The 25,601-nt window shown below is 72.4% G+C and carries 21 protein-coding genes; 15 read left to right on the top strand and 6 right to left on the bottom strand.

Features of this window, described 5'->3' with window-relative positions:
* Positions 1–58: 58 nt before the first annotated feature.
* The 11 genes from ACZYRU_RS06565 (at position 59) to ACZYRU_RS06615 (ending at position 10,495) form a co-directional block, all read left to right on the top strand.
* The gene (locus ACZYRU_RS06565; protein WP_488956287.1) at positions 59–817 is read left to right on the top strand and encodes an SDR family oxidoreductase; all 759 of its coding nucleotides are present in this window, start codon (positions 59–61) and stop codon (positions 815–817) included.
* Positions 814–1,833 carry a phosphotransferase family protein gene (locus tag ACZYRU_RS06570; RefSeq protein ID WP_488956288.1) on the top strand — a complete coding sequence of 340 codons (1,020 nt, stop codon included), beginning with the start codon at positions 814–816 and terminating at the stop codon, positions 1,831–1,833. Before ACZYRU_RS06565 ends, ACZYRU_RS06570 begins: the two co-directional genes overlap by 4 nt.
* Positions 1,833–3,077: an acyl-CoA dehydrogenase family protein gene (locus tag ACZYRU_RS06575; RefSeq protein ID WP_488956289.1), complete on the top strand. Its 1,245-nt coding sequence runs from the start codon at positions 1,833–1,835 to the stop codon at positions 3,075–3,077. Before ACZYRU_RS06570 ends, ACZYRU_RS06575 begins: the two co-directional genes overlap by 1 nt.
* Positions 3,078–3,127: 50 nt before the next feature.
* Entirely contained in the window at positions 3,128–4,459 is a 1,332-nt protein-coding gene (locus ACZYRU_RS06580) for a TadA family conjugal transfer-associated ATPase (protein WP_488956290.1), read from the top strand.
* A 3-nt stretch (positions 4,460–4,462) separates the two neighbouring features.
* On the top strand, positions 4,463–5,314 hold the full coding sequence (locus ACZYRU_RS06585; RefSeq protein WP_488956291.1) for a type II secretion system F family protein: 852 nt from the start codon (positions 4,463–4,465) through the stop codon (positions 5,312–5,314).
* A complete protein-coding gene (locus tag ACZYRU_RS06590) occupies positions 5,311–6,237 on the top strand; it encodes a type II secretion system F family protein (protein ID WP_488956292.1) in 927 nt (308 codons plus the stop codon). The genes ACZYRU_RS06585 and ACZYRU_RS06590 overlap by 4 nt, the downstream gene beginning before the upstream one ends.
* A gap of 26 nt (positions 6,238–6,263) precedes the next feature.
* Entirely contained in the window at positions 6,264–6,413 is a 150-nt protein-coding gene (locus ACZYRU_RS06595) for a hypothetical protein (RefSeq protein WP_203048621.1), read from the top strand.
* A complete protein-coding gene (locus ACZYRU_RS06600; RefSeq protein WP_488956293.1) occupies positions 6,410–6,808 on the top strand; it encodes a TadE/TadG family type IV pilus assembly protein in 399 nt (132 codons plus the stop codon). The genes ACZYRU_RS06595 and ACZYRU_RS06600 overlap by 4 nt, the downstream gene beginning before the upstream one ends.
* Entirely contained in the window at positions 6,805–7,254 is a 450-nt protein-coding gene (locus tag ACZYRU_RS06605) for a hypothetical protein (RefSeq protein ID WP_488956294.1), read from the top strand. The genes ACZYRU_RS06600 and ACZYRU_RS06605 overlap by 4 nt, the downstream gene beginning before the upstream one ends.
* A complete protein-coding gene (locus ACZYRU_RS06610; RefSeq protein WP_488956295.1) occupies positions 7,251–7,694 on the top strand; it encodes a pilus assembly protein TadG-related protein in 444 nt (147 codons plus the stop codon). Before ACZYRU_RS06605 ends, ACZYRU_RS06610 begins: the two co-directional genes overlap by 4 nt.
* Before the next feature lie 107 nt (positions 7,695–7,801).
* Positions 7,802–10,495 (top strand): hypothetical protein, encoded by a 2,694-nt coding sequence (locus ACZYRU_RS06615; protein ID WP_488956296.1) that lies wholly within the window; start codon positions 7,802–7,804, stop codon positions 10,493–10,495.
* A gap of 85 nt (positions 10,496–10,580) precedes the next feature.
* Here the strand turns inward: ACZYRU_RS06615 and ACZYRU_RS06620 are convergent, their stop codons facing one another.
* Together ACZYRU_RS06620 and ACZYRU_RS06625 are read right to left on the bottom strand one after the other, a co-directional pair.
* Positions 10,581–11,795: a hypothetical protein gene (locus tag ACZYRU_RS06620; protein WP_488956297.1), complete on the bottom strand. Its 1,215-nt coding sequence runs from the start codon at positions 11,793–11,795 to the stop codon at positions 10,581–10,583.
* Positions 11,795–12,238 carry a hypothetical protein gene (locus ACZYRU_RS06625; protein WP_488956298.1) on the bottom strand — a complete coding sequence of 148 codons (444 nt, stop codon included), beginning with the start codon at positions 12,236–12,238 and terminating at the stop codon, positions 11,795–11,797. Before ACZYRU_RS06625 ends, ACZYRU_RS06620 begins: the two co-directional genes overlap by 1 nt.
* A 113-nt stretch (positions 12,239–12,351) precedes the next feature.
* Here ACZYRU_RS06625 and ACZYRU_RS06630 point away from each other — a divergent pair, with 113 nt between their 5' ends.
* The gene (locus ACZYRU_RS06630; protein WP_488956299.1) at positions 12,352–12,969 is read left to right on the top strand and encodes a hypothetical protein; all 618 of its coding nucleotides are present in this window, start codon (positions 12,352–12,354) and stop codon (positions 12,967–12,969) included.
* A gap of 5 nt (positions 12,970–12,974) precedes the next feature.
* Positions 12,975–13,226: a hypothetical protein gene (locus ACZYRU_RS06635; protein WP_488956300.1), complete on the top strand. Its 252-nt coding sequence runs from the start codon at positions 12,975–12,977 to the stop codon at positions 13,224–13,226.
* Between the two features lie 68 nt (positions 13,227–13,294).
* On the opposite strand, the gene ACZYRU_RS06640 is transcribed toward ACZYRU_RS06635, so the two are convergent.
* Both ACZYRU_RS06640 and ACZYRU_RS06645 read right to left on the bottom strand, forming a co-directional pair.
* Positions 13,295–16,657 carry an Ig-like domain repeat protein gene (locus tag ACZYRU_RS06640; RefSeq protein ID WP_488957186.1) on the bottom strand — a complete coding sequence of 1,121 codons (3,363 nt, stop codon included), beginning with the start codon at positions 16,655–16,657 and terminating at the stop codon, positions 13,295–13,297.
* Between the two features lie 35 nt (positions 16,658–16,692).
* Entirely contained in the window at positions 16,693–20,565 is a 3,873-nt protein-coding gene (locus ACZYRU_RS06645; RefSeq protein ID WP_488956301.1) for a beta strand repeat-containing protein, read from the bottom strand.
* Between the two features lie 204 nt (positions 20,566–20,769).
* Here ACZYRU_RS06645 and prfB point away from each other — a divergent pair, with 204 nt between their 5' ends.
* Positions 20,770–21,879 (top strand): peptide chain release factor 2, encoded by a 1,110-nt coding sequence (gene prfB, locus ACZYRU_RS06650; protein ID WP_488956302.1) that lies wholly within the window; start codon positions 20,770–20,772, stop codon positions 21,877–21,879.
* 384 nt (positions 21,880–22,263) lie between these two features.
* Here prfB and ACZYRU_RS06655 read toward each other — a convergent pair whose 3' ends face one another.
* Both ACZYRU_RS06655 and ACZYRU_RS06660 read right to left on the bottom strand, forming a co-directional pair.
* Positions 22,264–24,048, bottom strand: a complete 1,785-nt coding sequence (locus ACZYRU_RS06655; protein WP_488956303.1) for a zinc-dependent metalloprotease family protein — start codon at positions 24,046–24,048, stop codon at positions 22,264–22,266.
* 96 nt (positions 24,049–24,144) lie between these two features.
* Positions 24,145–24,780: a hypothetical protein gene (locus ACZYRU_RS06660; protein WP_488956304.1), complete on the bottom strand. Its 636-nt coding sequence runs from the start codon at positions 24,778–24,780 to the stop codon at positions 24,145–24,147.
* A 117-nt stretch (positions 24,781–24,897) separates the two neighbouring features.
* On the opposite strand from ACZYRU_RS06660, the gene ftsE reads away from it, so the two are divergent.
* On the top strand, positions 24,898–25,587 hold the full coding sequence (gene ftsE / locus ACZYRU_RS06665) for a cell division ATP-binding protein FtsE (RefSeq protein ID WP_488956305.1): 690 nt from the start codon (positions 24,898–24,900) through the stop codon (positions 25,585–25,587).
* Positions 25,588–25,601 lie beyond the last annotated feature (14 nt).

A 25,601-nucleotide genomic window follows, 5' to 3' on the forward strand; every position in this document is an offset into this window, starting at 1 on the left:
TCAGGCTACACGCTAAGCAAGCGCTTAGTAACCTCCATCGACACGACGAGGCAGGCACGTGAGCACCAGGTTCGAGGGCAAGACCGCGATCGTCACCGGAGCGAGCCGGGGGATCGGCCTCGCGATCGCCGAGCGGCTGGTCGCCGAGGGTGCGCGCGTCGTCATCACCGGTCGCGGCAAGGAGGCCCTGGACGAGGCCGTGGTCGCGCTCGGCGGGCCGTCGAAGGCGCTCGGTGTCGCGGGCAAGGCCGACGACGCGGAGCACCAGGCGGACGTCGTACGCCAGGCGATCGAGACCTTCGGCAGCGCCGACCTCCTCGTCAACAACACCGGCATCAACCCGGCGTACGGCCCGATGATCGAGCTCGACCTCGACGCCGCCCGCAAGATCGTCGAGGTCAACTGCCTCGCCACCCTCGCCTGGACCCAGCGCGTCCACCAGGCCTGGATGAAGGAGCACGGCGGCGCCGTCGTCAACGTCTCGTCGGTCTCCGGTGTGAAGCCCGCTCCCGGCATCGGGATGTACGGCGCCAGCAAGGCCATGCTCATCTCGATGACTGAGCTGCTGGCCGTCGAGCTCGGCCCCGGCATCCGCGTCAACGCCGTCGCGCCCGCCGTCGTGAAGACGAAGTTCGCGACCGCGCTCTACGAGGGCCGCGAGGACGACGTCGCCGCGCAGTACCCGCTCAAGCGGCTCGGGGAGCCCGAGGACATCGGCAGCGTCGTCGCCTTCCTGCTCTCGTCCGACGCCGCCTGGCTGACCGGCCAGACCGTGGTCGTCGACGGCGGCGTCACGCTGACCGGGGGAGTCGAGTGAACCCGCCGGGCCTCGACCTCGACGCGCTCGGCACCTGGCTGGCGACCGCCGTCCCCGGCGCCGGCTCGTCGCTGAGCGCCGAGCTGATCGCCGGCGGCAAGTCCAACCTGACCTTCGTGGTCTCCGACGGCACCTCGGAGTGGATCGTGCGGCGTCCGCCGCTCGGCCACGTGCTCGCGACCGCCCACGACATGGGCCGCGAGTACCGCGTGATGTCGGCGCTGCAGTCGACTGCTGTCCCGGTCCCGCGCACCGACGCGTTCTGCTCGGACCACGCGGTCGTCGGGGCGGACTTCTACGTGATGGAGCGGTGCACCGGTACGCCGTACCGCCGGGCATCGGCGCTCGCAGAGCTGGGAGCCGAGCGCACCCGCGCGATCTCCGAGGACCTCGTCGACATCCTCGCCGCCCTTCACGCCGTGTCTCCGGAGGCTGTCGGGCTCGGCGACTTCGGCCGGCCCGAGGGCTTCCTCGGCCGCCAGGTCGCGCGCTGGAGGAAGCAACTCGACGCCTCCCACACCCGCGACCTGCCGGCCGCCGACGAGCTGCACCGCCGGCTCGCGGCGTCGGTGCCGGCCGACTCCGCGACCGGCATCGTGCACGGCGACTACCGGCTCGACAACGTGCTGGTCGACACCGCCGACGGGACCGACCGGGCGACCGCCGTGCTGGACTGGGAGATGGCGACCCTCGGTGACCCGCTCACCGACCTCGCGCTGATGCTGACCTACCACCGGCTCGCCGAGACGATCGGCGAGGCGGTCGCCGACGCCTCGACCGTGCCGGGCTTCCTGTCCGAGGACGCGATCGTCGCGCGGTACGCCGCCGCCAGCGACCGCGACCTGTCCGACTTCGGCTGGTACCTCGGCCTGGCCGCCTTCAAGCTCGCTGCCATCCTCGAAGGCATCCACTACCGCTTCCTCGCCGGGCAGACCGTCGGCGAGGGGTTCGACGACATCGGCGCCGCGATCCACCCCCTGCTCGACGCCGGCCTCACCGCAATGAAGGAGAACTGATGGACTTCGGATTCGACGCCCGCACCGAGGAGCTGCGGGCCACGATGCTCGCCTTCATGGACGAGGTCGTGTACCCCGCCGAGGCGGTCTTCGAGGAGCAGCTCGCCGAGCTCGACGACCCGTGGGCCTGGGACTCCACCCCGATCGTCCAGGAGCTGCGTGCCGAGGCCCGCAAGCGCGGCCTGTGGAACCTCTTCCTGCCCGGCGAGCACGCCGGCGTCGAGGGCGCCGGCCTCACCAACCTCCAGTACGCCGCCCTGGCCGAGATCTCCGGCCGCAGCGGCCACCTCGCCCCGGCCGCCATGAACTGCGCCGCGCCGGACACCGGCAACATGGAGGTGCTCCATCTCTTCGGCACCCCCGAGCAGAAGAAGCGGTGGCTCGAGCCGCTGCTGAACGCCGAGATCCGCTCCGCGTTCGCGATGACCGAGCCCGACGTCGCGTCCTCCGACGCCACCAACATCGGGCTGTCGATCGTGCGCGACGGCGACTCCTACGTGCTGAACGGCCGCAAGTGGTGGATCACCGGCGCGATGAACCCCAACTGCAAGATCTTCATCGTCATGGGCAAGACCGACCCCACCGCCGACCGGCACCGCCAGCAGTCGATGATCCTGGTCGAGCGTGACACCCCCGGCCTCGAGGTCGTCCGCGGCATGCACGTCATGGGCTACGACGACCACGAGCACGGCGGCCACGCCGAGCTCCGCTTCACCGACGTCCGGGTGCCCGTCTCGAACCTGATCGGCGAGGAGGGCGGCGGCTTCGGCATCGCCCAGGCCCGCCTCGGCCCGGGCCGGATCCACCACTGCATGCGCTCGATCGGCATCGCCGAGCGTGCCATCGAGCTGATGTGCGAGCGTGCGGAGTCGCGGGTCGCGTTCGGTCGCCCGATCGCCGACCAGGGCGTGATCCGTGGGTGGATCGCGGAGTCGCGGGTCAAGCTCGAGCAGCTGCGGCTGCTGGTCCTCAAGACCGCGTGGCTGATGGACACCGTCGGCAACAAGGGTGCCCACACCGAGATCCAGGCGATCAAGATCGCGACCCCCGAGACGGTCCAGTGGATCCTCGACAAGGCGATCCAGGTCCACGGCGCCGGCGGCCTCTCGCAGGACTTCCCGCTGGCCAACATGTACGCCGGCATCCGCACCCTGCGCTTCGCCGACGGCCCCGACGAGGTCCACAAGAACGCCCTTGCGAAGGCCGAGCTGCGGCGGCAGGCGGCGCGACGCGAGGCGCGCTGACCGGCTGATATCCACAGCGGGGCTGGTGACCCCTTCCCGATGGGACGCTGGTGGCTTACGGTGCTGCCAGCCAGAAGCAGTCCTATCTCGGGGGAGTCGCCATGGCCCTGCTGCAGCCACCCGTCGTGGTCGCGCCGGCGTCGGACGACGTCGTGGCGCGCCTCGACGAGGACCTGCGCGCCGCCGTACGCCGTGACGGGATCGACCCGCAGCGCGAGGTGGCCGCCGTACGCCGCCTCGCGACCGGGCTGGTGCGCGATCACGACGAGCGCAGCCTGACGGGCGTGGTGGCGCCGGTGGCCGACCCGGCCGCGCTCGTGGCCGAGCTGGTGGCCCGGGTGGCGGGCTTCGGTCCGCTGCAGCCGTTCCTCGAGGACCCGACGGTCGAGGAGGTCTGGATCAACAGTCCGGACCGGGTGTTCGTCGCGCGTCACGGCCGGCACGAGCTGACCAACCTGGTGCTGACCGAGGCGCAGGTGGCCGAGCTGGTCGAGCGCATGTTGAAGTCGACCGGGCGGCGGATCGACCTCAGCCGGCCCTTCGTCGACGCGATGCTCCCGGCCGGACACCGGCTGCACGTCGTGCTGCAGGGCATCTCGCGGGGCTTCTCGGCGGTCAACATCAGGAAGTTCGTCGTGCGCGCGACCCGGCTCGACGAGCTGGTCCAGCTCGGGACCCTGACGCCCCAGGCCGCGCGCTTCCTGGAGGCCTCGGTCCGGGCCGGCCTCAACATCCTCGTCACCGGAGGAACCCAGGCGGGCAAGACCACCATGTTGAACTGTCTCGCCGCCGCGATCCCCGGTGGGGAGCGAGTGGTCTCGGCCGAGGAGGTCTTCGAGATCCGGTTCCCGCACCCGGACTGGGTGGCGATGCAGACCCGGCAGGAGGGCCTCGAGGGCACCGGCGAGGTGCGGCTGCGCGACCTGGTCAAGGAGTCGCTGCGGATGCGACCGAGTCGCCTGATCGTGGGGGAGGTGCGGTCCGAGGAGTGCCTCGACCTGCTGCTCGCGCTCAACGCAGGCCTTCCCGGCATGTGCACGCTGCACGCCAACAGCGCCCGTGAGGCGCTGACCAAGGCCTGCACCCTGCCGCTCCTGGCAGGAGAGAACATCTCCGCTCGCTTCGTGGTCCCGACCGTCGCGGCCTCGGTCGATCTCGTCGTCCACGTCGCTCTCGACCCGTACGGCGCCCGCCGGGTCACCGAGATCGTCGCCGTCCCGGGCCGGATGGAGGGCGACGTGATCGAGACCGAGTCGGTGTTCGACTGGCGCGACGGGGCGCTGCGCCGCGGGATCGGCCTTCCGCCGCGGCTCGAGCAGTTCGAGCGGATCGGGATCGACGTCGTGGGGCTGCTCCACGAGGCGGACCGAGAGGCGGGCTGAGTCGTGGGTGCGCTGGTCGGGCTGGGGTTCGGGCTCGGCTGCCTGCTGGTGTGGGCCGCGTTCCGCTGGCCGCGCGCGGAGCGTGCGACCCGGTCCGACGGTCGCGCGCGGCGGCTGCTGGCCGAGGCCGGGCTGCGCGAGGTCGCGCCGCGCTCGTTGGCCCTGCTGTCCGTCGGCACGGGCGTCGGCGGCTTCGTCGTCGTCCTCGGTCTCACCCGCACCGTGCCGATCGCCGTGGTCCTGGGCGCGGGGGCGGCGTACCTGCCGTGGGCCGTCGTCGCCGGTCGCGTACGACGCCGCCGGCGTGAGTTCGCACAGGTCTGGCCGGAGGCGGTCGACGACCTCGCATCCGCCGTACGTGCGGGGATGTCGTTGCCCGACGCGGTCGCCGCGCTCGCCGTCCGTGGGCCCGACGCGCTGCGTCCGGCGTTCGACGCGTTCGCGCTCGACTACCAGGTCTCGGGCCGGTTCGGCGACTGCCTCGACCGGCTCAAGGACCGGCTCGCCGACCCGGTCGGCGACCGCGTCGTCGAGGGTCTGCGGATCGCCCGCGAGGTCGGTGGTGGCGAGCTCGGCCGGCTGCTGCGCAACCTGTCCGGCTACCTGCGCGACGACCTGCGCACCCGCGCCGAGCTCGAGGCCCGCCAGTCCTGGGCGGTCAACGGCGCCCGGGTCGCGGTCGCCGCGCCGTGGATCGTGCTGCTGGTGATGTCGACCCAGCCCACGGTGGTCGAGCGGTACCAGTCGGCGGCCGGCGCGCTCGTCCTCGCGGTCGGCGCCGCCACCTGCGTTCTCGCGTACCGGCTGATGATGCGGCTGGGCCGCCTCCCCGCCGAGCGGCGGATCCTGCGGTGAGCCCCGCGGTCACCGGTGCCCTGCTCGGCCTCACCGCCGCCCTCGGCCTCGCCCTCGTCGTCTCCCGCGCAGTCGCGATCCGCCGCCCGCGGCTCGAGGACCGCGTGCTGCCCTACGTCCGCGATCTCACCCCCACCCGTCGTACGACGGCCCCGTCCGGTGCGCCCACAACCCTCGCGCTGCTGCTCGGCCCGCTGCTGCGCCGCGCCGCCGACGCCGTCGAGCGCGTGGTCGGTGGCGCCCCCTCCGTCCGGCGCCGGCTGGCCCGGTCCGGCTCGGCGCTCACGCTCCACGAGTTCCGCGTGCAGCAGGTGCAGTGGGGGCTGGTCGGGTTCGCGGTGGCCGCGGCGTACGGGGTGCTCCGCACCTGGACCCGTCCCGGCGCCCCGCTCCCGCTGCTGCTGGCCTGCGTCGGAGCGTTCGCCTGCGGCGTGCTGCTGCGCGACAACCGGCTGAGCAGCCAGGTGCGCAAGCGGGAGGCGCTGATGCTCGCGGAGTTCCCGACGGTCGCCGAGCTGCTGGCGTTGAGCGTCGCTGCCGGGGAGAGCCCCGTGGGTGCGCTCGACCGGGTCGTCCGGCGCAGCGGCGGTGAGCTGTCGCGCGAGCTCGGCGACCTGCTCGCCCGGATCCGCACCGGCGAGCCCGTCGCCGACGCCTTCGACCGCCTGGCTGCGACCACCGGCCTGTCCGTCGTCGCGCGCTTCGCCCATGGTGTCGCTGTCGCGATCGAGCGCGGCACGCCGCTGGCCGACGTACTCCACGCGCAGGCCGCCGACGTCCGCGAGGCCGGCCGCCGCGAGCTGATCGAGCAGGCGTCCCGCAAGGAGATCGCGATGATGGTGCCCGTTGTGTTCCTGGTGCTTCCCACCACCGTCCTCTTCGCGTTCTGGCCCGGCCTGATCGGCCTGTCCCTCAGCTACTGAATCGGCAATCTCGGGAAGGAATCACCGTGCAGAAGAGGCATCACGACCAGCGAGGCGACGTGCCGGGCTGGGTGCTGATCACGATCATGACCATCTCCATCGGCGTCGCCCTGTGGGGCATCGCCCAGCCCCAGCTGGTCGGGATCCTGCAGTCGGCGCTCAACTCGGTGCGGTGAGCAGGCGCGGGCGGTCGGAGCACACCGAGCGAGGCTCGGCGCTGGTCGACTTCACCCTGGTCTCGCTGCTCCTGGTCCCGCTCGTGCTCGGCCTGATCCAGGTCGCGCTCGTGCTGCACGTCCGCGCGACCCTCGCGGCGGCCGCGTCCGAGGGTGCGCGGCTCGCGGCGACCGCCGACCGCGAGCCCGGGGACGGGGTGGCGCGGACCCGGGCCCAGATCGCGGATGCCCTGGCGGGGCGGTACGCCGAGGACGTCGAGGTGCACCGGGTCCTGGTCGACGGCGCCCCCGGCATCGAGATCGTGGTGCACGCCGAGGTGCCCGCGCTCGGGATCGGCGGGCCGGCGGTCGGGATGACCGTGACCGGCCGGGCGATCGAGGAGGACCCCCGATGAGGGGCGGCGGAGCGGACGAGCGGGGGAGCGGGCTGGTCGAGATGGTGTGGCTCGGCCTGCTGCTCCTGCTGCCGCTGCTGTGGGTGGTGCTCTCGGTGTTCGAGGTGCAGCGTGGCTCGTTCGGGGTCAGCGGTGCCGCCCGTGCGGCGGCCCGGGCGTACGCGCTGGCGCCCAACGACGCGGCCGGCGAGCAGCGGGCGCGCGCGGTCGCGGAGCAGGCGCTCGCCGACCAGGGGCTGCGCGACGTGCCCCTCGACGTCACGGTGAGCTGCTCGCCGTACCCCCACGCCTGCCACACCGGTACCTCCGTCATCACCGTGCGCGTCTCCTCGGCCGTCGACCTGCCGCTGCTCCCCGACGTGTTCGGCCTCGGTCGCCCGAGGTTCGCGCTCGATGCCCGGGAGACGGTCCCGATCGGCCGCTACCTGGAGGTCGCCGAGCAATGAGCCGGGGCCAGCGCGGCAGCTCCACGCCGCTCGTCCTCGCCTTCGCCGCGATCGTGCTGCTGCTCGTGGCGGTCGTGGTCGATGCGAGTGCCGCCTACCTCGCCCGCCAGCGCCTCGACGCGCTGGCCGACGGTGCCGCGCTGCAGGGCGCCGACCTCGGGGCGCAGGGCGCGGACGCGTACGGCGGCGGGCTGGCCGCCGGCGACCTGGCGATCTCGCACGCCGAGGCCGAGGCCGCGGTCCGCTCCTACCTGCGCGACAGCGGTGCCGCGGCCGACCACCCCGGGCTGCACGCGACGGTGCGGGTCGACGGCGACCGGCTGGTCGTCGAGCTGGTCGCGCCGGTCGACCTGCCGCTCCACCTCCCCGGCGCGCCCGAGCAGCCGACGGTGCGCGCGGTCGGTTCGGCGGTGGTCGACCCCGAGGCCGGTCCTGAGTGACCTGGACGGGCCGGATTCGTTGAACCGCCACCAGAGTGCCGGGACAGTCGGTACTCTGCGCGAATCCTGTGCCCTCGGGCACGTAACGACTTATGGGGAGTCGATTGATGCGTCCGCATTTCCTGGGGGCGGCGCGCAGCCGTCCGGCTGTGCCGGTGCTCCGGCAGCTGCTCTCGATGCTGCTGGCCGCAGCGGTGGCACTGCTGGGCCTGGTGGCCCTGTCCGCCGCCGCTTCGCCGGCCGCCCAGGCCGCTGATCCCGGGCCGGTCCGGAACCTGGCTCCGCCGTCGATCTACGACGACCCGGCCGCCCCCGACGACGGGCCGACCGTGGGCCAGCTCGCGGTCGCCCACCCCGGCGTGTGGTCGCCGACCCCGGACTCGGTCACGCTCACGTGGTACCGCTCCGGCTCGACCGACCCGATCGGCACCGGCTCGGCGATCGTCGTACCGTTCGAGGCGCTCGGCCAGACCCTGACGGTCAAGGCCACCGCCGCCAAGGCCACCTACACCTCGACCACCGTGGCCTCGAAGCCGAGCGCAGCGGTCCTGCCCGGCACGCCGGCCAACTACGTGAAGCCCGCCGTCTTCGGCACGCCCGAGACCGGCAGCACCGTCGTCGTCTGGGAAGGCGCCTGGTCGGTCGAGGCCGACAGCTACACCTACCGCTGGTTCCAGGAGGGCACCGCGGCCCCGATCGGGACCGGCAAGGAGCTCGTCGTCCCCGCGGCCGCCGACGGCAAGAAGCTGACCGTCGAGGTGACCCTCGAGGCGGACGACTGGAAGGACGGCGTCGCGACCTCCGACCCCGTCACCGCTCACGCGCCCGGCACGGGACCGGTCACGAATGTCGCGAAGCCCGCGATCAGCGAGCACCCGTCCGTCGGCGCGCTCGCCGTGGCCCACCCGGGCGTCTGGGACCCGCAGGCCGACTCGGTCGACGTCGAGTGGTTCCGCTCCGGTTCCGCGAGCCCGATCGGCACCGGCCTGACCATCGTGGTCCCGGCGGCCGCGCTCGGCGAGACGCTCACCGTGAAGGCCACCGCCCACAAGGCCGGCCGCGCGGACGCCACCGCCACCTCCGTGCCGTCGGACGCCGTCGGTGACGGCACCCTGCAGAACGTCGAGGAGCCGGCGATCTTCGGCTCGCCGGTCGTCGGCAACACCGTCGAGGCCTGGCCCGGCTCCTGGTTCCCGGCCCCCGACGCCACCAGCTACCGCTGGTTCGTGGAGGGCACGGTCGCCCCGGTCGGCACCGGCAAGACGCTCGTCGTCCCGGCGGCCGCGGCCGGCAAGAAGCTGAGCGTCGAGGTCACCGCCACCAAGGCGGCGTACGACGACGCGGTCGCCACCTCCGCCCCGGTGACGGTCACCGCTCAGGGAGCGAACCCGGTCCAGAACACCGTGGCTCCTTCGATCGAGGGCACCTTGAAGGTCGGCGCGACGGTCACCGCCAACACCGGCACCTGGAACCCGAGCGACGCCACGAAGACCGTCGCCTGGTACCGCTCCGGCTCGCCGGACCCGATCGGCACCGGCCCCAGCCTGGTCGTTCCGGCTGACGCCGAGGGCGAGATGCTCGCCATCGCGGTCAAGGCGACCAAGGCGGGCAACGCCGACGGCTACGCCGTCTCGTCGCCCCAGGGCCCGGTCCTGGCGGCCGGTGCCAGCCCGGCGCTGGAGAACCTCGTCGCCCCGGCGATCACGCCGAACCCGAAGGTCGGCCAGCTGGTCGGCGCGCACCCGGGTGTGTGGAGCGCCGAGCCGGACAGCGTCACCCTGCAGTGGTTCGTCACCGGTGAGGCCACGTCCTTCGCGAGCGGCAGCTACGTCGTCGTGCCGTCCGCGGCCGCGGGCAAGACGCTCACGGTCAAGGCGGTCGCGACCAAGGCCGGCCACACCTCCGGCCAGGCGACCTCGGAGCCCAGCGACGTCGTCGCCAAGGGCACGCTGCAGGCAGCGGTCGCGCCGAAGGTCTACGGCACGCCGATGCCGGGCGCCACGGTCGTCGCGTACGACGGCGTGTGGCCCGCCGGCCCCGACGGCTTCAGCTACCGCTGGCTGGTCGACGGGGCGCCGGTCGCCGGCGCCACCGGCAAGGAGCTGGTCGTCCCGGCCGGCACCACCGGTAAGCAGCTCAGCGTCGAGGTGACCGCGAAGAAGACCGGCTACACCGATGCCCCGGTCGAGTCCGCGAAGGTCCTCATCGAGGCCGCCGGCACGAAGACGATGCAGAACATCGCGCCGCCCAAGGTCCTGGTGAACCCCGCGTCGGGCCTGCCGAAGGTGGGCGACCTCGTCGGCGCCAACGTCGGCGTCTGGAACCCGTGGCCGGCTGACTCCTCCGGCTACCTCGTCGAGTGGTTCCGCTCCGGATCGGCCCAGCCGATCGGGACCGGGGTGTTCCTCGTCGTCCCGCCGCAGGCGGCCGGTCAGCAGCTGAGCGTCAAGGTCACCGCGAAGCGCGCGGGCTACCTCGACGGCTCGGCGGTCTCGGCCCCCGTCACCGTGCTCACGGCGGCTCAGTCCCCGGCCTGCGGCACGGCCAGCACCGCGCTCACCACGGCGACGGTCGCGCAGGCCGGTGCGACGGCCGCCCTGGTCAAGGCGGAGGCCAAGGTCACCCAGTTGAATGCCAAGAAGAAGGCCGCGAAGCAGCTGGGCAGGAAGGCGAAGGTCGCCCAGCTCAAGGTCAAGCTGGCGAAGGCACGGGCCGCGGTGTCCGCAGCGCGGGCCGGCCTCGGCACCGCCGACGCGAACCTCGCTGCGGCTCAGGCCAAGCACACGGCCAACTGCACCTGAGGCTCGTCCCCGGACTCGTCCGAACAGCACGACGCCCCGGCCGCGATGCGCGGCCGGGGCGTCGTGCGTTGCTGGGGGGACCTGGTCAGTCGAGGACGCCGGGAGCGGCGCCCTCGTCGTCGATCCACTCCTCGCCGTCGTCGAACAGGTCGCGGTCCTGACCGTCCTTCTCGCCGTCGCGACGCCGGCCACGGCCGCCCGCCGCGCCCGCCGCGCCGCTCCCGCGGCCACCGGCGCCACCGCGGCCGGCCCCTGCGCCACGTCCGCCGCCGCGCGCGACCGGGCTGCCCGGCGTACCGGATCCGGTGCGGCCCAGCGAGCCGGTTCCACCCGTGCGGGAGGTCGAGCCGATCGCGCCGACGCTGCTGCCGCTCAGGCCGCGACCGGCGACCAGACCGCGGATGCCACGGACCAGGCCGGGGGCGCCGAAGGCACCGGCCGCCGCGCCGCCGAGGACCGCGGGTCCGACGCCGAAGCCGTGGTCACCGCCGGAACCCCCCGGACCACCGGGGCCGCCGCCGGGTCCACCGGGGTAGCCCGGGTATCCGGGACCGTCCGGTCCGCCGGGGTAGCCCGGGTATCCGGGGTCGTGCGGTCCGCTCGGGTACCCGGGGTCGTGCGGCCCATCGGGGATGCCGGGGTCGTTCGGGTAGTGGACGTCGGGGCGGTCCGGTCCGCCGGTGCCGATCCAGGTGCCGACCGGGGTGGAGCGCGGCGGCGGCTGGTAGCGCGGCCCGACAGGACCGGGGTCGCCGCCGCCGTCGCCGACCGGGACCTTGGGCTCGCCCTTGATCTCCTTGAGCGCGGCGACGGTGGTGGCGTACTCCTTGAGGAGCGTCTCGACCTTCTTGCGGGCGTCCTCGTCAGCGTCGTCGACCGTCTTGGTGTCGGTCTTGTAGGTCTCGTTCCTGGTCGCCCAGTCGTTCAGCTCCTCGGTGGTGGCGCCGGTGCCGGGCGCCGGGCCGGGGTCGACGGGCGAGACGGTCGGGGCGCCGTCGGCGGCCTTCTCCGCAGCGGCCATCGCGGGGTAGGCCTCACCGAGCGCCGCGGCGACGCCCGAGATCTGGACCTGCCGCTGGCCGACCTTCTCTGCGGCCTGCTTGAACGCGTTCCTCGCCTGTTCGAGGATCTTCTCGCCGCCGATGGCGGTGGGCATGGCGGTGCTGGCGGTGTCGAGCGCCTTGTAGATCTCGTTCAACGACATCGCGGTGAGCTGCCACGAGTCCTGGACGTCGCTGATCGCACCGCTGGACATGCCCTGGCGGCGGTGCTTGAGGTCGTCGAGATGCTGCTTGCCCATCAGAAGTTCACCCCGTCGTCGTCGTTGTCGGTGTTCACGCCGAGATCGAGACCCTGCGTGCGAGCAAGGGCCTTCTGGAGGTCCGCCTCGGCCTGCTCGTCGGTCTCGCCGATGACCGCCTGTGCCGCGATGATCGCTTCCTGGAAGGCGCCGAGGTCGGCGCGCATCTCGACGAGAGAGTCGACGATGACCCCGTGGGCACGCTTGTGCTCCGTGGCGAGGACGGTGGACTCGTGGCCTTGCCCGTAGGCCCCGGTCGGTGCGGCGCCTTGCTCGGTGAAGTTGAGGCTCTGGAGCGCCGTGATCTGCTCGTCGAGGATCTTGTGGACCGCCTGGACCTCGGTCTTGAGGACGTACAGCACGACGTTCTCGACGGCGGCGAGGACGGGCACGGTGAAGAGTGGCGCGAAGATCGGAGCTGTTGCGGGTGCATCGGGAAGCATGGCGTGGTCCTTCGTGGTCCCGAGGATGGTCGACGCACGACGGCTACCCAGCCTCGGGACCATCCAAACGGAGGTGTCAGACTGGACGCCCTCATCGTGACAGGAGAGCAGTGGTGACGATCTCTCGGGCGCTCCGGCTTGTGTCGGCGGCGGCGTTGGTCCTCGGTCTCGCGGCGTGCGCGAACGACGATCCCGGTGCTGGCAAGGGCACGCCCACGCCGAGCACGGCCGGAGCGACGGAGGCCACGTCGGAGGCCACGTCGCAGGCCACGCCGACCGCCCCTGACACGCCGTCGGTCGTACCGGCGACGGGCACGGAGGTCAGCGTGGCGACGGTGAGCCTGCGCCTGACCGACTCGCCAGACTGGAACGTGACCAAGACCGCGGTGATCGTGCTCGCATCCCTTCACCCGGACACCGGCGGAACCCTGAACGTCGGTGTGCAGGACGCGCCGAACCAGCCGGGTCGCGACACCGACGACGAGGCCGTTTCCTGGGAGCGGACGTTGGCCAGGGAGCCGGCGGCCCCCAAACGGTTGTCGAACCGCGTTGTGGACGGGGTGGACTGCTTCGTGCTCGATGGCCGCACGGGCGAGCTCCACCTCTACGTCGTCGGTGCGGTGGTCGGCGACCGGGCCTTCCGGCTGGAGTTCCGTGTGCCGGCCGGCCTTCCCGACGGTGATCAGATGATCGAGCAGATGCTGGCCTCGGCCGACATCAAGGGCGCCTAGGTGCCGTGAGCATCTCTCGGGCGCTCCGGTTGGTGCCGGCGACCGGGAAGGTGGTCAGCGTGGAGGCGGTGAGCATGCGGCTGACCGACTCCCCGGACTGGACGGTGGTTCCCACCCCGCTGACCGTGGTCGGCAGCCTCGTGGTGGACGGCGGCATCCTGGACGTGACTGTGCAGTTCCGGGTGCCGACTGCACTGCCCGGCGGCGACCAGATGATCGAGCAGATGCTGGCCTCGGTCGACATCAAGGGCGCGTAGACGCTCCAGCAAACGACGAGGGGCGCGTCCGGTGTGGACGCGCCCCTCGCTGCTGGACCTGCTGACGATCAGCGGCCGCCGCCGTGGTCGGTGGCCGGCTGGTAGTTGGCGTTGCCGGCGAAGGTCACGGTGAAGCCGTCGGCGTTGACGTACGCCGGGATCGCCCCCGGCACCCGGCACTTGGCGTACCCGTTGGCGTCGGTGACCGCGCGGCAGATCTCGAGGTACCCGGCCGAGACCGTGGTGTTGGTCGAGAACACCAGCGTCTGGCCGGCGAGCGGCTCGTTGCGCGGACCGCGCAGCGTGGCCGTGACCTCGCGGACCGTGAACAGCTGCGAGTTGATCACCTTGAGGTCGTCGAGGTGGGTGGCTGCGCGCTGCACGACCTGGTTCAGTGCCGGCGACGTGGCGCCGGCCCGGGTGGCGTCACCCGAGTAGGTCGCCGTCAGGGTGTAGCTGCCGGCGGCGAGGCCGTCGACGTCGAGCTTCGCCTGCTGCTGGCCGTCGACGGTCGCCAGGGTCGCCGTGCCGATGACGTTGCCGCCGGAGCGGAAGGTCACCGCGCCGGTCGGCTTTCCGGGAGCGGGGGCGCTGTCGGCCACGATCGCGGTCAGCGTCACCCGGTCGCCGTACGACGACGGGTTGGCGCTGGAGGCGATCCCGACGACGGTCACGCCGGCGCCGACCACCTGCGAGGTCGACTCGGTGGAGCCCTCGAAGGTCACGCTGCCGCCGTACGACGCCCGGATCTCGTGGGTGCCGGGAGCCAGCGTGGCCGTGGCGAACGTGGCGGTGCTGGTGTTCGCCGCGGAGGCCGGCGTCAGGCTGGCCGCGCCGAGCAGGGTGGTGCCGTCCCAGAACTGCACCACACCGGTCGGCTTGCCGGTGGCCGGAGCGACCGCGCGGACCGTGGCGGTGAAGGTCACCGTCTGGCCGGCGTCGGCCTCGGCGTCGTCGGAGGCCAGCTCGGTGGCCGTGCCGGCCTTGGCGACGGTCTGGCCGTTGCCCTGGTCGAGCAGGCCGGTGCTGGCGACGAACCGCGACTCACCGCTGTAGACCGCCGAGATCCGGTAGGTGCCGGGTGCGAGGTTGGCGAAGTCGGAGCTGGTCGCAGCGCCGTCGACGAGGGCCACGGGGGCGCCGAGGGCGGCTCCGTTGACCTTGAACTGCACCGTGCCACCCGGGACGCCGGCACCGGGCGCCACCGGGCTCACCGTCGCGGTGAAGTGCACCGCGGCCCCCGGCTGCGACGGGTTCGCCGTCGACGAGACGACGGTCGAGGTCTGGGCCCGCTGGACCTTCTGCGCGACCGAGCCGTTGCTGCCCGTGAAGCTGTCGTCGCCGTCGTACGTCGCGATCACGGCGTGCTGGCCGACGGAGAGCGAGTCGACGGTGATCGACGCGATCCCGCCGGTGGCCGAGCTGACCGGGGCCGAGCCGAGGACGGTGTCGCCGTCGGTGAAGGTGACGGTGCCCGAGGGAGACCCGGCACCCGGCGCGACCGCACCGACCGTGGCCGTGAACGTCACCGGCTGGCCGACGACCGCGACCGGGGCGTTGGTCGTGACCGTGGTCTTCGTCGCCGCCTTGTTGACCGTGTGGTTCACGACCGGCGAGGTGCTGGTGACGAAGTTCGGGTCGGAGCTGAAGTAGGTCGCCTTCACGGTGTGGGTGCCCCGCGCGAGCGAGCTCGTGGTGATCGCCGCGGCGCCGTCCTCGAGCGTCACGAACGTGCCGGGCTGGCCGTCGATCGTGAACTGGATCCCGCCGCCCGGCTCACCGGTGGCCGGCGCGACCGGGGTGACCGTCGCCGTGACGGTCACCGACTGACCGAAGACCGACGGGCTGGGGGAGACCACGACCTCGGTCGCGGTGGGGGCCGCGGCGACCTCCTGGTCGAGCGTCGAGGTGGCGCCCGCGAAGCGGGTGTCGCCCTCGTAGTTGGCGGTGATCAGGTGGTCGCCGGCGTCCAGCCTCACTGGCGCCGACACGGCGCTGCCGCCGTTGAGCGGGACCGGCGAGCCGATCGGGTCGCCGTCCGCGAAGAACTGGACGTTTCCGCTCGGGTCGCCCGCACCGGGCCCGACGACGTCGACGTCGGCGGTGAAGGTGAGCGGCTCGCCCGCGACGGCGTCGGCGTTCGAGGTGCTCACGCTCACCGAGGTGTCGGCGCGGTCGACGCCGTGGGTGAGCTCGGCGGAGGCGCTCGTGGCGAAGTCGCCGTTGCCGTTGTACGTCGCCTGCACGGTGTGGTTGCCCGGCGCGAGGTTGCTGATGCTGAGCTCCGCGTGGTCGCCGGTCAGCGCGACGGCGGTGCCGTAGGGGTCGCCGTCGACGTTGAACTGGACGCCGCCGGCGGGGTCGCCTGCCCCGGGGGAGACGACGCTGACTGTGGCGGTGAAGGTGACCGCCTGGCCGCTGACCGTCGGCGACCCGGTGCTGGTGAGCACCGTGCTGGTCGGCGCCTTGCCCACCGTCAGCTGCTTGGTGACAGCGGTGCTGGCGGCCACGTTGGAGTCACCGCTGTAGCGGGCCCCGATCGTGTGGTTGCCGGTGCTCAGCGACGAGGTCGACCCCGACGACGCGGAGCCGCCCGTGATCGGCACGGGTGCGCCGAAGTCGTCACCGTCGACCGTGAACTGGATGGTCCCGGTCGGGGTGCTGGTGCCGTCGTTCGCCGCGACCTGCGCGGTGAACGAGGCGGCCTGGCCGTGGACGACCGGCGTGGGCTGCACGACCGTGGTCGTCGACGCGTTCTTCTGCACGTCGAACGAAGCCTGCGCCGTGGAGCCCTTGTAGTAGGCGGTCTGCGCGAAGGACGCTGTCACGGTCGCGGTCCGCGGCGGCCCGGCCACCGGCAGGGTCGCCGTGGCGACACCGTTGGCGTCGGTGGTGCCGTTGACCGACGTACCTCCCGAGAGGGAGAAGGTGACCACCCGGCTCGGCAGCACCGACGTGGCCAGGTTGGGGTCGGTCAGCTTCGCGGAGACCGTCACCGAGGTGTTCTGCGCACCCGAGGTGACGCCGGTGTAGGCCAGCGCGGTGATGTTGTCGATCGTCACCGAGCGGTCGGTCGTCTTCCACGACGTCGGGCAGTAGAGGAAGCCCGACCGGTTCCGCTCATTGGCCCGGGCGACGTAGGCGCCGTTGGGGTAGTTGTGCGTGTCGACCTGGACGCTCTTGGCGCCGGTGCCGTTCTGCTCGTTGTTGAAAACCTCCGCGCCGCCGGGGATCCGCAGCTGCAGCTGGGTCATCGGCGAGGGGGCGTTGATGCAGCCGGTGCCGCTGTCGGTCGCGCCGCTTGCGGAGAGGGTGACGGTGCCGCGGAGGACGGCGTTCTGGGCCGGGGCCGTGATGTCGGCCGAGGCCGACGAGGCCAGGACGACGGGGATCCCGAGTCCCACAGTGGTGGCCGCGAAGGCCGCGATCATGCGCCGCACAGAGGTTCCTTTCATGGGAGCACGCCTCACTTCAGGATGGCGCCGTGCGCCGTGGAGGAGAGGTGGTTGGCGTCACCCGCGAAGGTGACGTTGTAGCCACCGAGGAGGGTGAGCTGCAGGACCTGGGCGGCCGCGTTGCAGACGGCGAACCCGGACTCGTTGGTCACGGTGGTGCAGACGAGCTTCGCGCCCACCCGGAACTCCAGCGGTACGCCGGCCAGCGGGCTGCCGCCCGCGGTGACCGTCGCCCGGAGCTGGCCGAGCGGCAGCAGCAGTGGCGTCAGCGAGACGACCGCAGGCGTGGCCTGGATCGCGGTCGGCTGCTTGGCCACCGAGATGCTGCGGGCGGTGGAGGTGCTGGCGCCGAACCGGTTGGTGCCGGCGTACTCCGCCTTGATCGCGTGGTTGCCCGCGCCGAGCCCCGAGACCGTCGCGGTGGCCACGGCCGTGTTGTTCGCGCCGGGAGCGAGGGTGGCCGTCGCGACGACCTGCCCGTTCTCGGTGAACTTCACGGTGCCCGTCGGCGAGCCGAGGCGGCCCTCGGCCGGGGTCACGGTCGCGGTGAGGGTGACGGCGTCGCCGTAGACCGAGAAGGCCTTGTCGAGGACCAGGCCGGTGGTGGTCGCGATGACGCCGACGACCTGGGTGAGGTCCGCGGTTCCGGCGCCGTAGCGCAGGTCGCCCGAGTAGAGGACCGCGACGGTGTGGGTGCCCGGCGCCAGGTCGCTGAGGGTCGCGCTGGTCGCGGCCCCGTCCACCAGGGTGACGGCGGAGCCGACCGGGTGGCCGTCGACCGAGAACTGCACGACACCGGTCGGTGCGATACCACCCTCCGAGGTGACCTCGGCGGTGAACTGGACGCCCTCGCCGACGCCGGAGGAGGCCGCCGAGGAGGTGATGGACACGTCCGCGGTCCCGGTCTCGACCGACTGGGTGAGGATGTCGCCGCTGCCGGCGAAGCCCGGAGCCGCGTCGAAGCTGGCGATGACCGTGTGGTCACCCGGCTCCGCGGAGTCGACCTGCGGGCTCACCGCGACGCCGTCCTCGAGAGCCACCGGGCCGCCGAGGTCCTGTCCGTCGAGCGAGAACTGCACGGTGCCGGACGGGGTGTCGCCCTCGGCGGTGACGGTCGCTCGGAAACTCACCCCGGCGCCGTACGCCGACGGGTTGGCGCTCGACGTGAGCGTGGTCGTGGTGGCCACGACCGAGGCACCCGGGATCACCGTGTGGGCGACGGCCTCCGACTCGCTGGCGTTGTAGTCGTCGTCACCGACGTAGCGAGCGGTGATCTGGTGCGTGCCCGCCGGCAGGTCGTCGATGTCGAGGGTGGCGACGCTGCCCGCGGCCGTGGCCACGAGCGGGACGGCGCCGAGAGAGTCGGTGCCGGCGTAGAAGGTCACCGTGCCGGTGGGCGCGCCCGCGCCGGGGCTGACGGCGGCGACCGATGCGGTGAGGGTGACGTTCTGGTCCTGCACCGACGGCGACGGGTTCGCCTGCACCACGGTGGTGGTGTCGGCGGCGTCGACGTCCTGCTCGGCCTGGTCCGCGCCGGCGAGGTAGTCGGCGTTGCCTGCGTAGCGGGCCTCGACGGTGTGGGTGCCGGCACCGAGGGAGGTGACCGGCGCGAACACCGCGAGACCGTTGTCGAGCGTGACCGGGCTGCCGACGTTGCTGCCGTCGACGAGGAGCTGGACCTGGCCGGCCGGCGTACCGCCGCCGGGGGCCTCGACCGTGACGGTGGCGGTGTAGCTCACCGCCTGGCCGCTGACCGTGCTGCCCGTCGGGCCGTCCAGAGCGACCGCGACTGCCGCCTTGGCGACGTTCACGGTGCGCTGGGTGGCCGTGCTGCCGGCGTACACGTCGTCGCCGGTGTAGCTGGCCACGACCTGGTTGGAGCCGACCGGGAGGTCGGTGACCACGGTGGAGGCGTTGCCGCTGCCGTCGACGCCGGCGCGACCGACCTCGGTGCCGCCGACGGTGAACACGACGTCACCCGTGGGGGTGCCGGCGCCGGTCGTGACGGTCGCCGAGAGGGTGACCGGCTGGCCGTGGACCGCCGAGCCGGGGGAGACCGACGAGGAGGTGCTGGTGGCCAGCAGCGGCTCGCGGACCCGGAAGGTGACCGAGCTCGAGGTGCTGCCGGTGTGGTCGCTCGTGCCGCTGTAGGTGGCGATCACGGTGTGGTAGCCGAGGCCGAGGGTCGAGAGCTGGGCGCTGGTCGCCTGGCCGCCGCTGAGCGGTACGGCGGAGCCGAAGTCGGCCCCGTCGACGTTGAACAGGACGGTGCCGCCCGGGTTGCCGCCGTGGCTCGGGGTGACGGTCGCGGTGAAGCGGACCGGGTCGCCGATGGTCACGACGCCCGGCTGGGCGATGACGGAGGTGGTGGTCGGGATCGTGCCGATCGCGAACGAGGTCTGCGCCGAGGCGGGCTCGTGGCCGGCGTCACCGGCGTACGACGCCGTCAGGGTCGCCGTGCGCGGCGGCCCCGCGACCGAGATCTGGGTCTCGGCGACACCGGACGCGTTCGTCGTGGCGTTGGCCGTCGCGCCGCCCGACAGGCTGAACGTGACGGTGCGGCCGGCCGCGCTGGCGCCGGACCGGTCGGTGAGGGTGGCCCGGACCGTGGCGGTGCTGCCCTGCGGGGCGGAGGTGTCGCCGCCGTACGCGAGGGTGCTGCAGTTCTTCGGGGTGACGACCAGCGTGGCCACGCTGGTGACGCCACCGGCGGTGACGAGGATGCCCCAGGTGCCGCGGACGCCGCCCTTCTGCAGGCCGTCGGTCTCGGCGGGGGCGGTGAGGGTCGCGGTGTAGTTGCCACCCGCGGTCGTCGTGGTGGTCGCGGTGACGCCCTGGCCCGCGCTCAGGGGCGACTTGTCCAGGGTGAGGCTCACCGGGACGCCGGCCGCGCCGGTGCCCAGCTTGCCGGCGACGGTGACGTCGGCGCCGGCACACGCGAGGGACGGGGTGACGGTCTCGGTGAGGCTGGTGGCCGCGGCCGGGATGGTCGCGTTCGACAGCTTGCGGTCGATGGTCAGCACGGCGCCGTCGAGCGGGAGCTTGAGGTACTCCTGCGCGTCGTTGCGGTGGTTCGGGGACCACCAGTGGGTGCTCACCATCGAGGCGTCCGCGTTCTGCGAGTGGACCCTGCGGGTCGCGATGTTGCCCACCGGGACGCTCGCGGTCGCGTTGGTGACGTTCGCCGGGGCGTCGAGAGAGAAGGTGCCGTCGAACGGGCTGCCGCCGCTGCCACCGAGGCTGCCGGCGTCGTACGTGAAGCCGCCGGTGTAGTCGACGTCGACGTCGTTCTGCCAGCTCTGGCCGGCCTCGATCGGGAAGTCGATGGCCTCCCAGCCGCCGCGCGGGGTCATCTCGAGGTCGATGGCCGCGGTGATGTTCACCGAGATGATCGAGATCGAGGCCTTCGCAGCCAGGTTCTGGTGCTGCTTCTCCTGCAGCAGGGCCAGGTCGGAGCGGCGGACGTACTTCGTGCCGCTCACGGACCCGGAGAAGTTGCTGAGGTTGGCATTGCCCTGCGGGGTGCTCGCAGAGCCGCTGCCGCCGGTGATGTTGCCGGTGATGTTGAGCTTGTAGGCGCTGTGCCCCTGGAACGTCTCGATGCCCGCGACCGTGTAGGTCACGTTCTCGTTGATCGTGACGTTCGCCGTGTCGCCGACGTACTGGAAGGACGTCTGGTAGGTCCACGCCCACCCGGTGTTCCACGTGACGGCGTCGTCACCGCTGGCCTGGTCGGCGCTCGCGGGCGCGATGCCGGTGGTCGTGACCAGGCCCGCGACGATCGTCGCGAGGACGCTGAGCCACGCCATCCGTCGTCGGAAGGAGCGGGCCGCGCGTCGGCGGCGCCCGGGCAGGAGTGTGTTGTCGATCGGCGCAGGGAGCATGCGTCACCGTCCCGTCAGGAGGGGGGTGCCACCCGAGAGGTACGGACACGGGGACCGTGTGGCGGAGGGAGTGAGCGGGAGTCAAGCAGGTTGTGACCGCGGGCACACCTATTTTCTGAAAGTTGTTCACGTTTTTTCGTCAAGGGGTCGCCGAACGGTCGCTGGTTCGTCGTCGTCCCGACAGAGTGCGTAACCTTGCTCCTTGTGGCAGGCCCCGATTACGACGCCGAGATCAAGCAGCTGACTGCGACGATGCACACCATCGAGCAGGTCCTCGACCTGCCGAAGATGGAGCGTGAGATCGCCGAGCTCGGCGAGCAGGTCGCCGCCCCCGACCTGTGGGACGACCAGGCCAACGCCACTCGCGTCACCGGCCGGCTCTCCGCCCTGCAGGGTCAGGTCGAGCGGTTCCGCGGTCTGCAGCAGCGCATCGAGGACCTCGGCGTCCTCGCCGAGCTCGCTGCCGAGGAGAGCGACGCCGACACCCTCGCCGAGGCCGACGCCGAGCTCACCCGGGTCAAGGCCGCCGTCGAGGGCCTCGAGGTCCGTACCCTGCTCTCCGGTGAGTACGACGAGCGCGAGGCCATCGTCACGATCCGCTCCGGCGCCGGTGGTGTCGACGCCGCGGACTTCGCCGAGATGCTGATGCGGATGTACACCCGCTGGGCCGAGCGCAACAAGTACCCCGTCGAGGTCTACGACGTCTCCTACGCCGAGGAGGCCGGCATCAAGTCGGCCGAGTTCGCGATCCACGCGCCGTACGCCTACGGCACGCTGTCCGTCGAGGTCGGCACCCACCGCCTGGTCCGGATCAGCCCGTTCGACAACCAGGGGCGTCGCCAGACCTCCTTCGCCGCGGTCGAGGTCGTCCCGCAGCTCGAGCAGACTGACGAGATCGAGGTCGACGAGAACGAGATCCGCACGGATGTCTTCCGGTCCGGTGGTCCCGGTGGCCAGTCGGTCAACACGACCGACTCCGCGGTCCGCCTCACGCACCTCCCCACCGGCATCGTGGTGTCCTGCCAGAACGAGAAGTCGCAGCTGCAGAACAAGGCCGCCGCGATGATCGTCCTCAAGGCCAAGCTCCTCGCGAAGAAGAAGGCCGAGGAGGCCGCGCTCAAGAAGGACCTCAAGGGCGACGTCGCCGCCAGCTGGGGCGACCAGATGCGCAACTACGTCCTCAACCCGTACCAGATCGTCAAGGATCTGCGCACCGGCTACGAGACCGGCAACCCGCAGCCCGTCTTCGACGGCGAGATCGACGGCTTCCTCGAGGCCGGCATCCGCTGGCGCCGGGGCGCTGAGAACGCCTGAGTCGTTTGGCGCTCGCGTCGCTCGCACATGTCGGGCGCCCTTCGGGCGCGTGACGACATTCAGCTTTTCGTCGCGCGCGCCGCGTTGCCTGGACGTAGCGGAGCGAGGAACGAGCGGAGCGGAGGAAGGCGACGCGCCAAAGCGCGCGCGACATGCGCGAGCGCAGCGAGCGCCAAACCAACACCATGAGTCCTTCGCGCAACGCATCGTCCCGGGCCCTGGCGGGCCGCACGTCGCCGCCGCTGTAACACGCTGTCCACGCGACTGGTCGCCACTTCTCAGCAGAAAACGGCCCGAAAATGCGCCGATTCTGCTGACAACCGCCGGGTAGTGCGGTGGACGGCGTGTTACAGTCCGTCGTTCGCCGCCGCCGGCGGAGCCCCCTCAGCGGCCGTTCGCCGCCGCGGACCGCGGGCTGAACGGGCCCCAGCCGAGGTCGTTGCGGGCCCGCAGTCGGACCGCCCAGCGGCCCTTGCCGGGCAGCCGGACCTCGGCGCCGGTGGCCTGGCCGGACAGCACGCCGGTCTTGCTGCGGGACAGGACGCGACCGTGCGCGTCGAGCCGGAACACCTGCAGCACGTAGCCGGTGATCGTGCCGCCCCCGCTGGCCGGCGGGGTCCACTGCACATCGATGGTGATCCGGCCACCCCGGGCGCCCTTCTTCGCGGAGGGAGCGTGCGGCGTACCCGGCCGGGAGGTGGGCAGCCCGGGGGGCGCGGGGTCGGGGCTTCCGGACGGGTCGAAGGGGATCTCCGTGTCCGGGGGGACGGGTACGCCGGTGCCACCGGCGCAGCCCGCCATGAAGAGCTGGTAGTGGCCGAGGCTGCCGTAGTCGTCGTACCCACCGCCGTTGATGGACCAGCCACTGGTGCCGCCGGGGCCCGAGCCGCCGCCCGACACCGCCAGGTAGTAGGGGCCGCCGGCGAGGGGGACGGTGAGCGAGGCGCCCATCCCGCTGATCGCGCCGCCGGAGGTGCGAACGGTCTGGGGCGCGCTGGAGGCCATCACGTTGCCGGCGGCGTCGCGCAGCTCGAGAGCGATGTCGAGGTTCGGTCCGATCCCGGCCGGTGATGCGGTGGCGGTGAGCGTGCCGAGGCAGTCGGTCAGGGCGTACCAGTCGCTGTCCGTCGGGGTCGAGATGACGCCGCCGTCGTCGGGGAGCGTCGTCAGGTCGGCGGCCGTCGCGGGCGTGCTGCCGGCCTCGTCGGTGCGCAGCGGGAGCCCGTGCGCGCCGATCACCGCGAGGTCGTCCTCGTGGTTGTTGGCCCCGGAGTAGTCGCCGCGCGACCACTGGGTGATCGCCGAGCCGTAGGGGCTGCCCATGATCGGTCCCCACAGCGGGGTGCCGCCGTAGTAGCCGCTGGAGCCGGTGCCGTCGTGCGAGAGGCCGAGCGTGTGTCCGGCCTCGTGCGCGGCCGCGTCCGCCATGTTCTTCGCCTTCTGGCCCAGCGAGGCCGGGAACACCCAGGCCGGGCTGTGCTGCTCGCCGGAGGCGATCTCGTTGTAGGTGCCGATCCAGGCGATGCCGCCGCACCCGCCGCCGCACAGCTGGGTCTGCACCGAACCGTCGTTGGTGAACGCCACGCGGGCGCCGTACGTCGGATCGTTGCTCGAGACCCGGAACAGGCCGCCGTACAGCGGCTCCTGGGTGGTGACGTCCACGTCCCAGGGCGCGAAGTCCTCGGCGACCCGGGCCCAGACCTCGCGGATCACGGCCTGCTCGGAGTCGGAGAAGAGCAGCGCCAGCGCGTCCAGCGACCAGCCGCCGAACAGCAGGCTGTTGAGGCCGTTGAGGAGCCACGAGTTGGTGGCGAGCAGGCTGCCGCCGTCGAAGTCGAGGTAGATGCTGCGGGCCGCACCGGGACGGCTGTGCAGGGAGAACGTCGGGACGTCCGCTGCGGCGGCGAGGGTCTCGGCGACCGCGGGGGGCGGTGCGTCCGAGGTGGTCGCCGTCGGCGCGGCGGGCGGCGGGGTCCACTCGTCGACCGCGAACAGGGTGCCGTCCGTGGCCACGTCCAGCGACGGGTCGGAGGCCAGCAGTCGCTGCTCGGCGGCGGTCAGGCCCGGCACGTCCGGCTCGGGTGCGGCCGCGGCAGGCAACGCGAGGGTGCCGACGGCGAGTGCCAGGCCGGCGAGTCCGAGAATCCCACTGCGCAGAGCGTGCTGCATGGGAACACGATCGGTCCGTCCCGGGACCGTGCTGAAGGGTCGCCGACGAGGTCGGGACGTTGTCCCAGCAACTGTGCCCGATCGACCCCCGGCCGGTCAGGTCAGCGGCACCGACGCGGCCTGCGCGACCGCCACGCACCAGCGTCCGGTGCGCTGGACCAGCTCGTCCTGGGCGACGGCGGTCGGCAGGGTCAGGCTGCAGGCCAGCCAGGCGTCGCCGAACAGGCCGCGGAAGGAGACCGTCTGCACGCCGTCGCCGGGGCAGAGCACGCCCGCCGACGGTGTGCCGTACGCCGCTTCGGCGGGCAGCGCCGTGCAGGCCTTGGTGACCGACGCCTCGGCCATGGCCTGCGCCGCGTCGGTGGTGATCGGCGGGGCGAACACCCAGCCCCGGGCCTCCCCGACGACGGTGGTGTCGGAGGGGGAGAAGCGGCAGCCGTACTCGTGGGGGACGTCGCCGCCCGGGAAGGCGTCGGACTTCTCGCCGTTGTCGTACGCCGCCAGCGTCGCCTCGGTCCCGAGCGCCTTCGTCACCGCTGCCGCGGGCACCAGGTCGCAGAACGGCGCGCGCTGCACCACGGCCTTCGTGGTGTCGAAGTCGGCCAGGTCGGTGCCCTTGTAGGCGGCCGGCTCGCGCGACAGCGTCGCGTCGCCGGAGACCGCCACGCCGATGGCGACGGGCACGAGCGTGAGCAGCGCTGAGAGCAGCAGCGCACGCAGGACCATCGGCACGGACGTCACCCTACCGACGCGGTGCTCAGAACCCGCGACGTGACGTGTCTGACGTGCCGGCGACGCACCGGTGACGGGTCCACCGGTCGGCTTCGGCCGTGGCGTACCGTCAGGTCAGTGATTCGCTTCGAGAAGGTCACCAAGCGCTACCCGGGCCCCGGTCGGCCGGCGCTGGACCAGGTCACCCTCGACATCGACAAGGGCGAGTTCGTCTACCTCGTCGGTACGTCGGGATCCGGCAAGTCGACCGCGCTGCGGCTGGTGCTGCGCGAGCTGCGCCCGACCACCGGTCGCGTGCACGTCGCCGGCAAGGAGATCAACCGGATGGCCGGTTGGAAGGTGCCGCGGCTGCGGCGCCAGATCGGCACCGTGTTCCAGGACTTCCGGCTGCTGCCCAACAAGACGGTGGCCGAGAACGTCGCCTTCGCCCAGCAGGTGATCGGCAAGTCGCGTCGCGACATCGCCAAGGTGGTGCCCGAGACGCTGGAGCTGGTGGGTCTCAAGGACAAGGGCGACCGGATGCCCGACGAGCTGTCCGGTGGTGAGCAGCAGCGGGTCGCCATCGCCCGCGCGTTCGTCAACCGGCCGATGATCCTCATCGCCGACGAGCCGACCGGAAACCTCGACCCGGCCACCTCCGTCGGCATCATGAACCTCCTCGGTGACATCAACGAGACCGGCACCACGGTCGTGATGGCCACCCACGACCACGGCATCGTCGACCAGTTCACCAAGCGGGTGATCGAGCTCGACAGCGGCAAGGTCGTGCGCGACGAGGCGTCCGGCAGCTACGGCTTCCAGCACTGACCCGGATCCGATCC

The sequence above is a fragment of the Nocardioides sp. F233 genome (assembly GCF_057813895.1).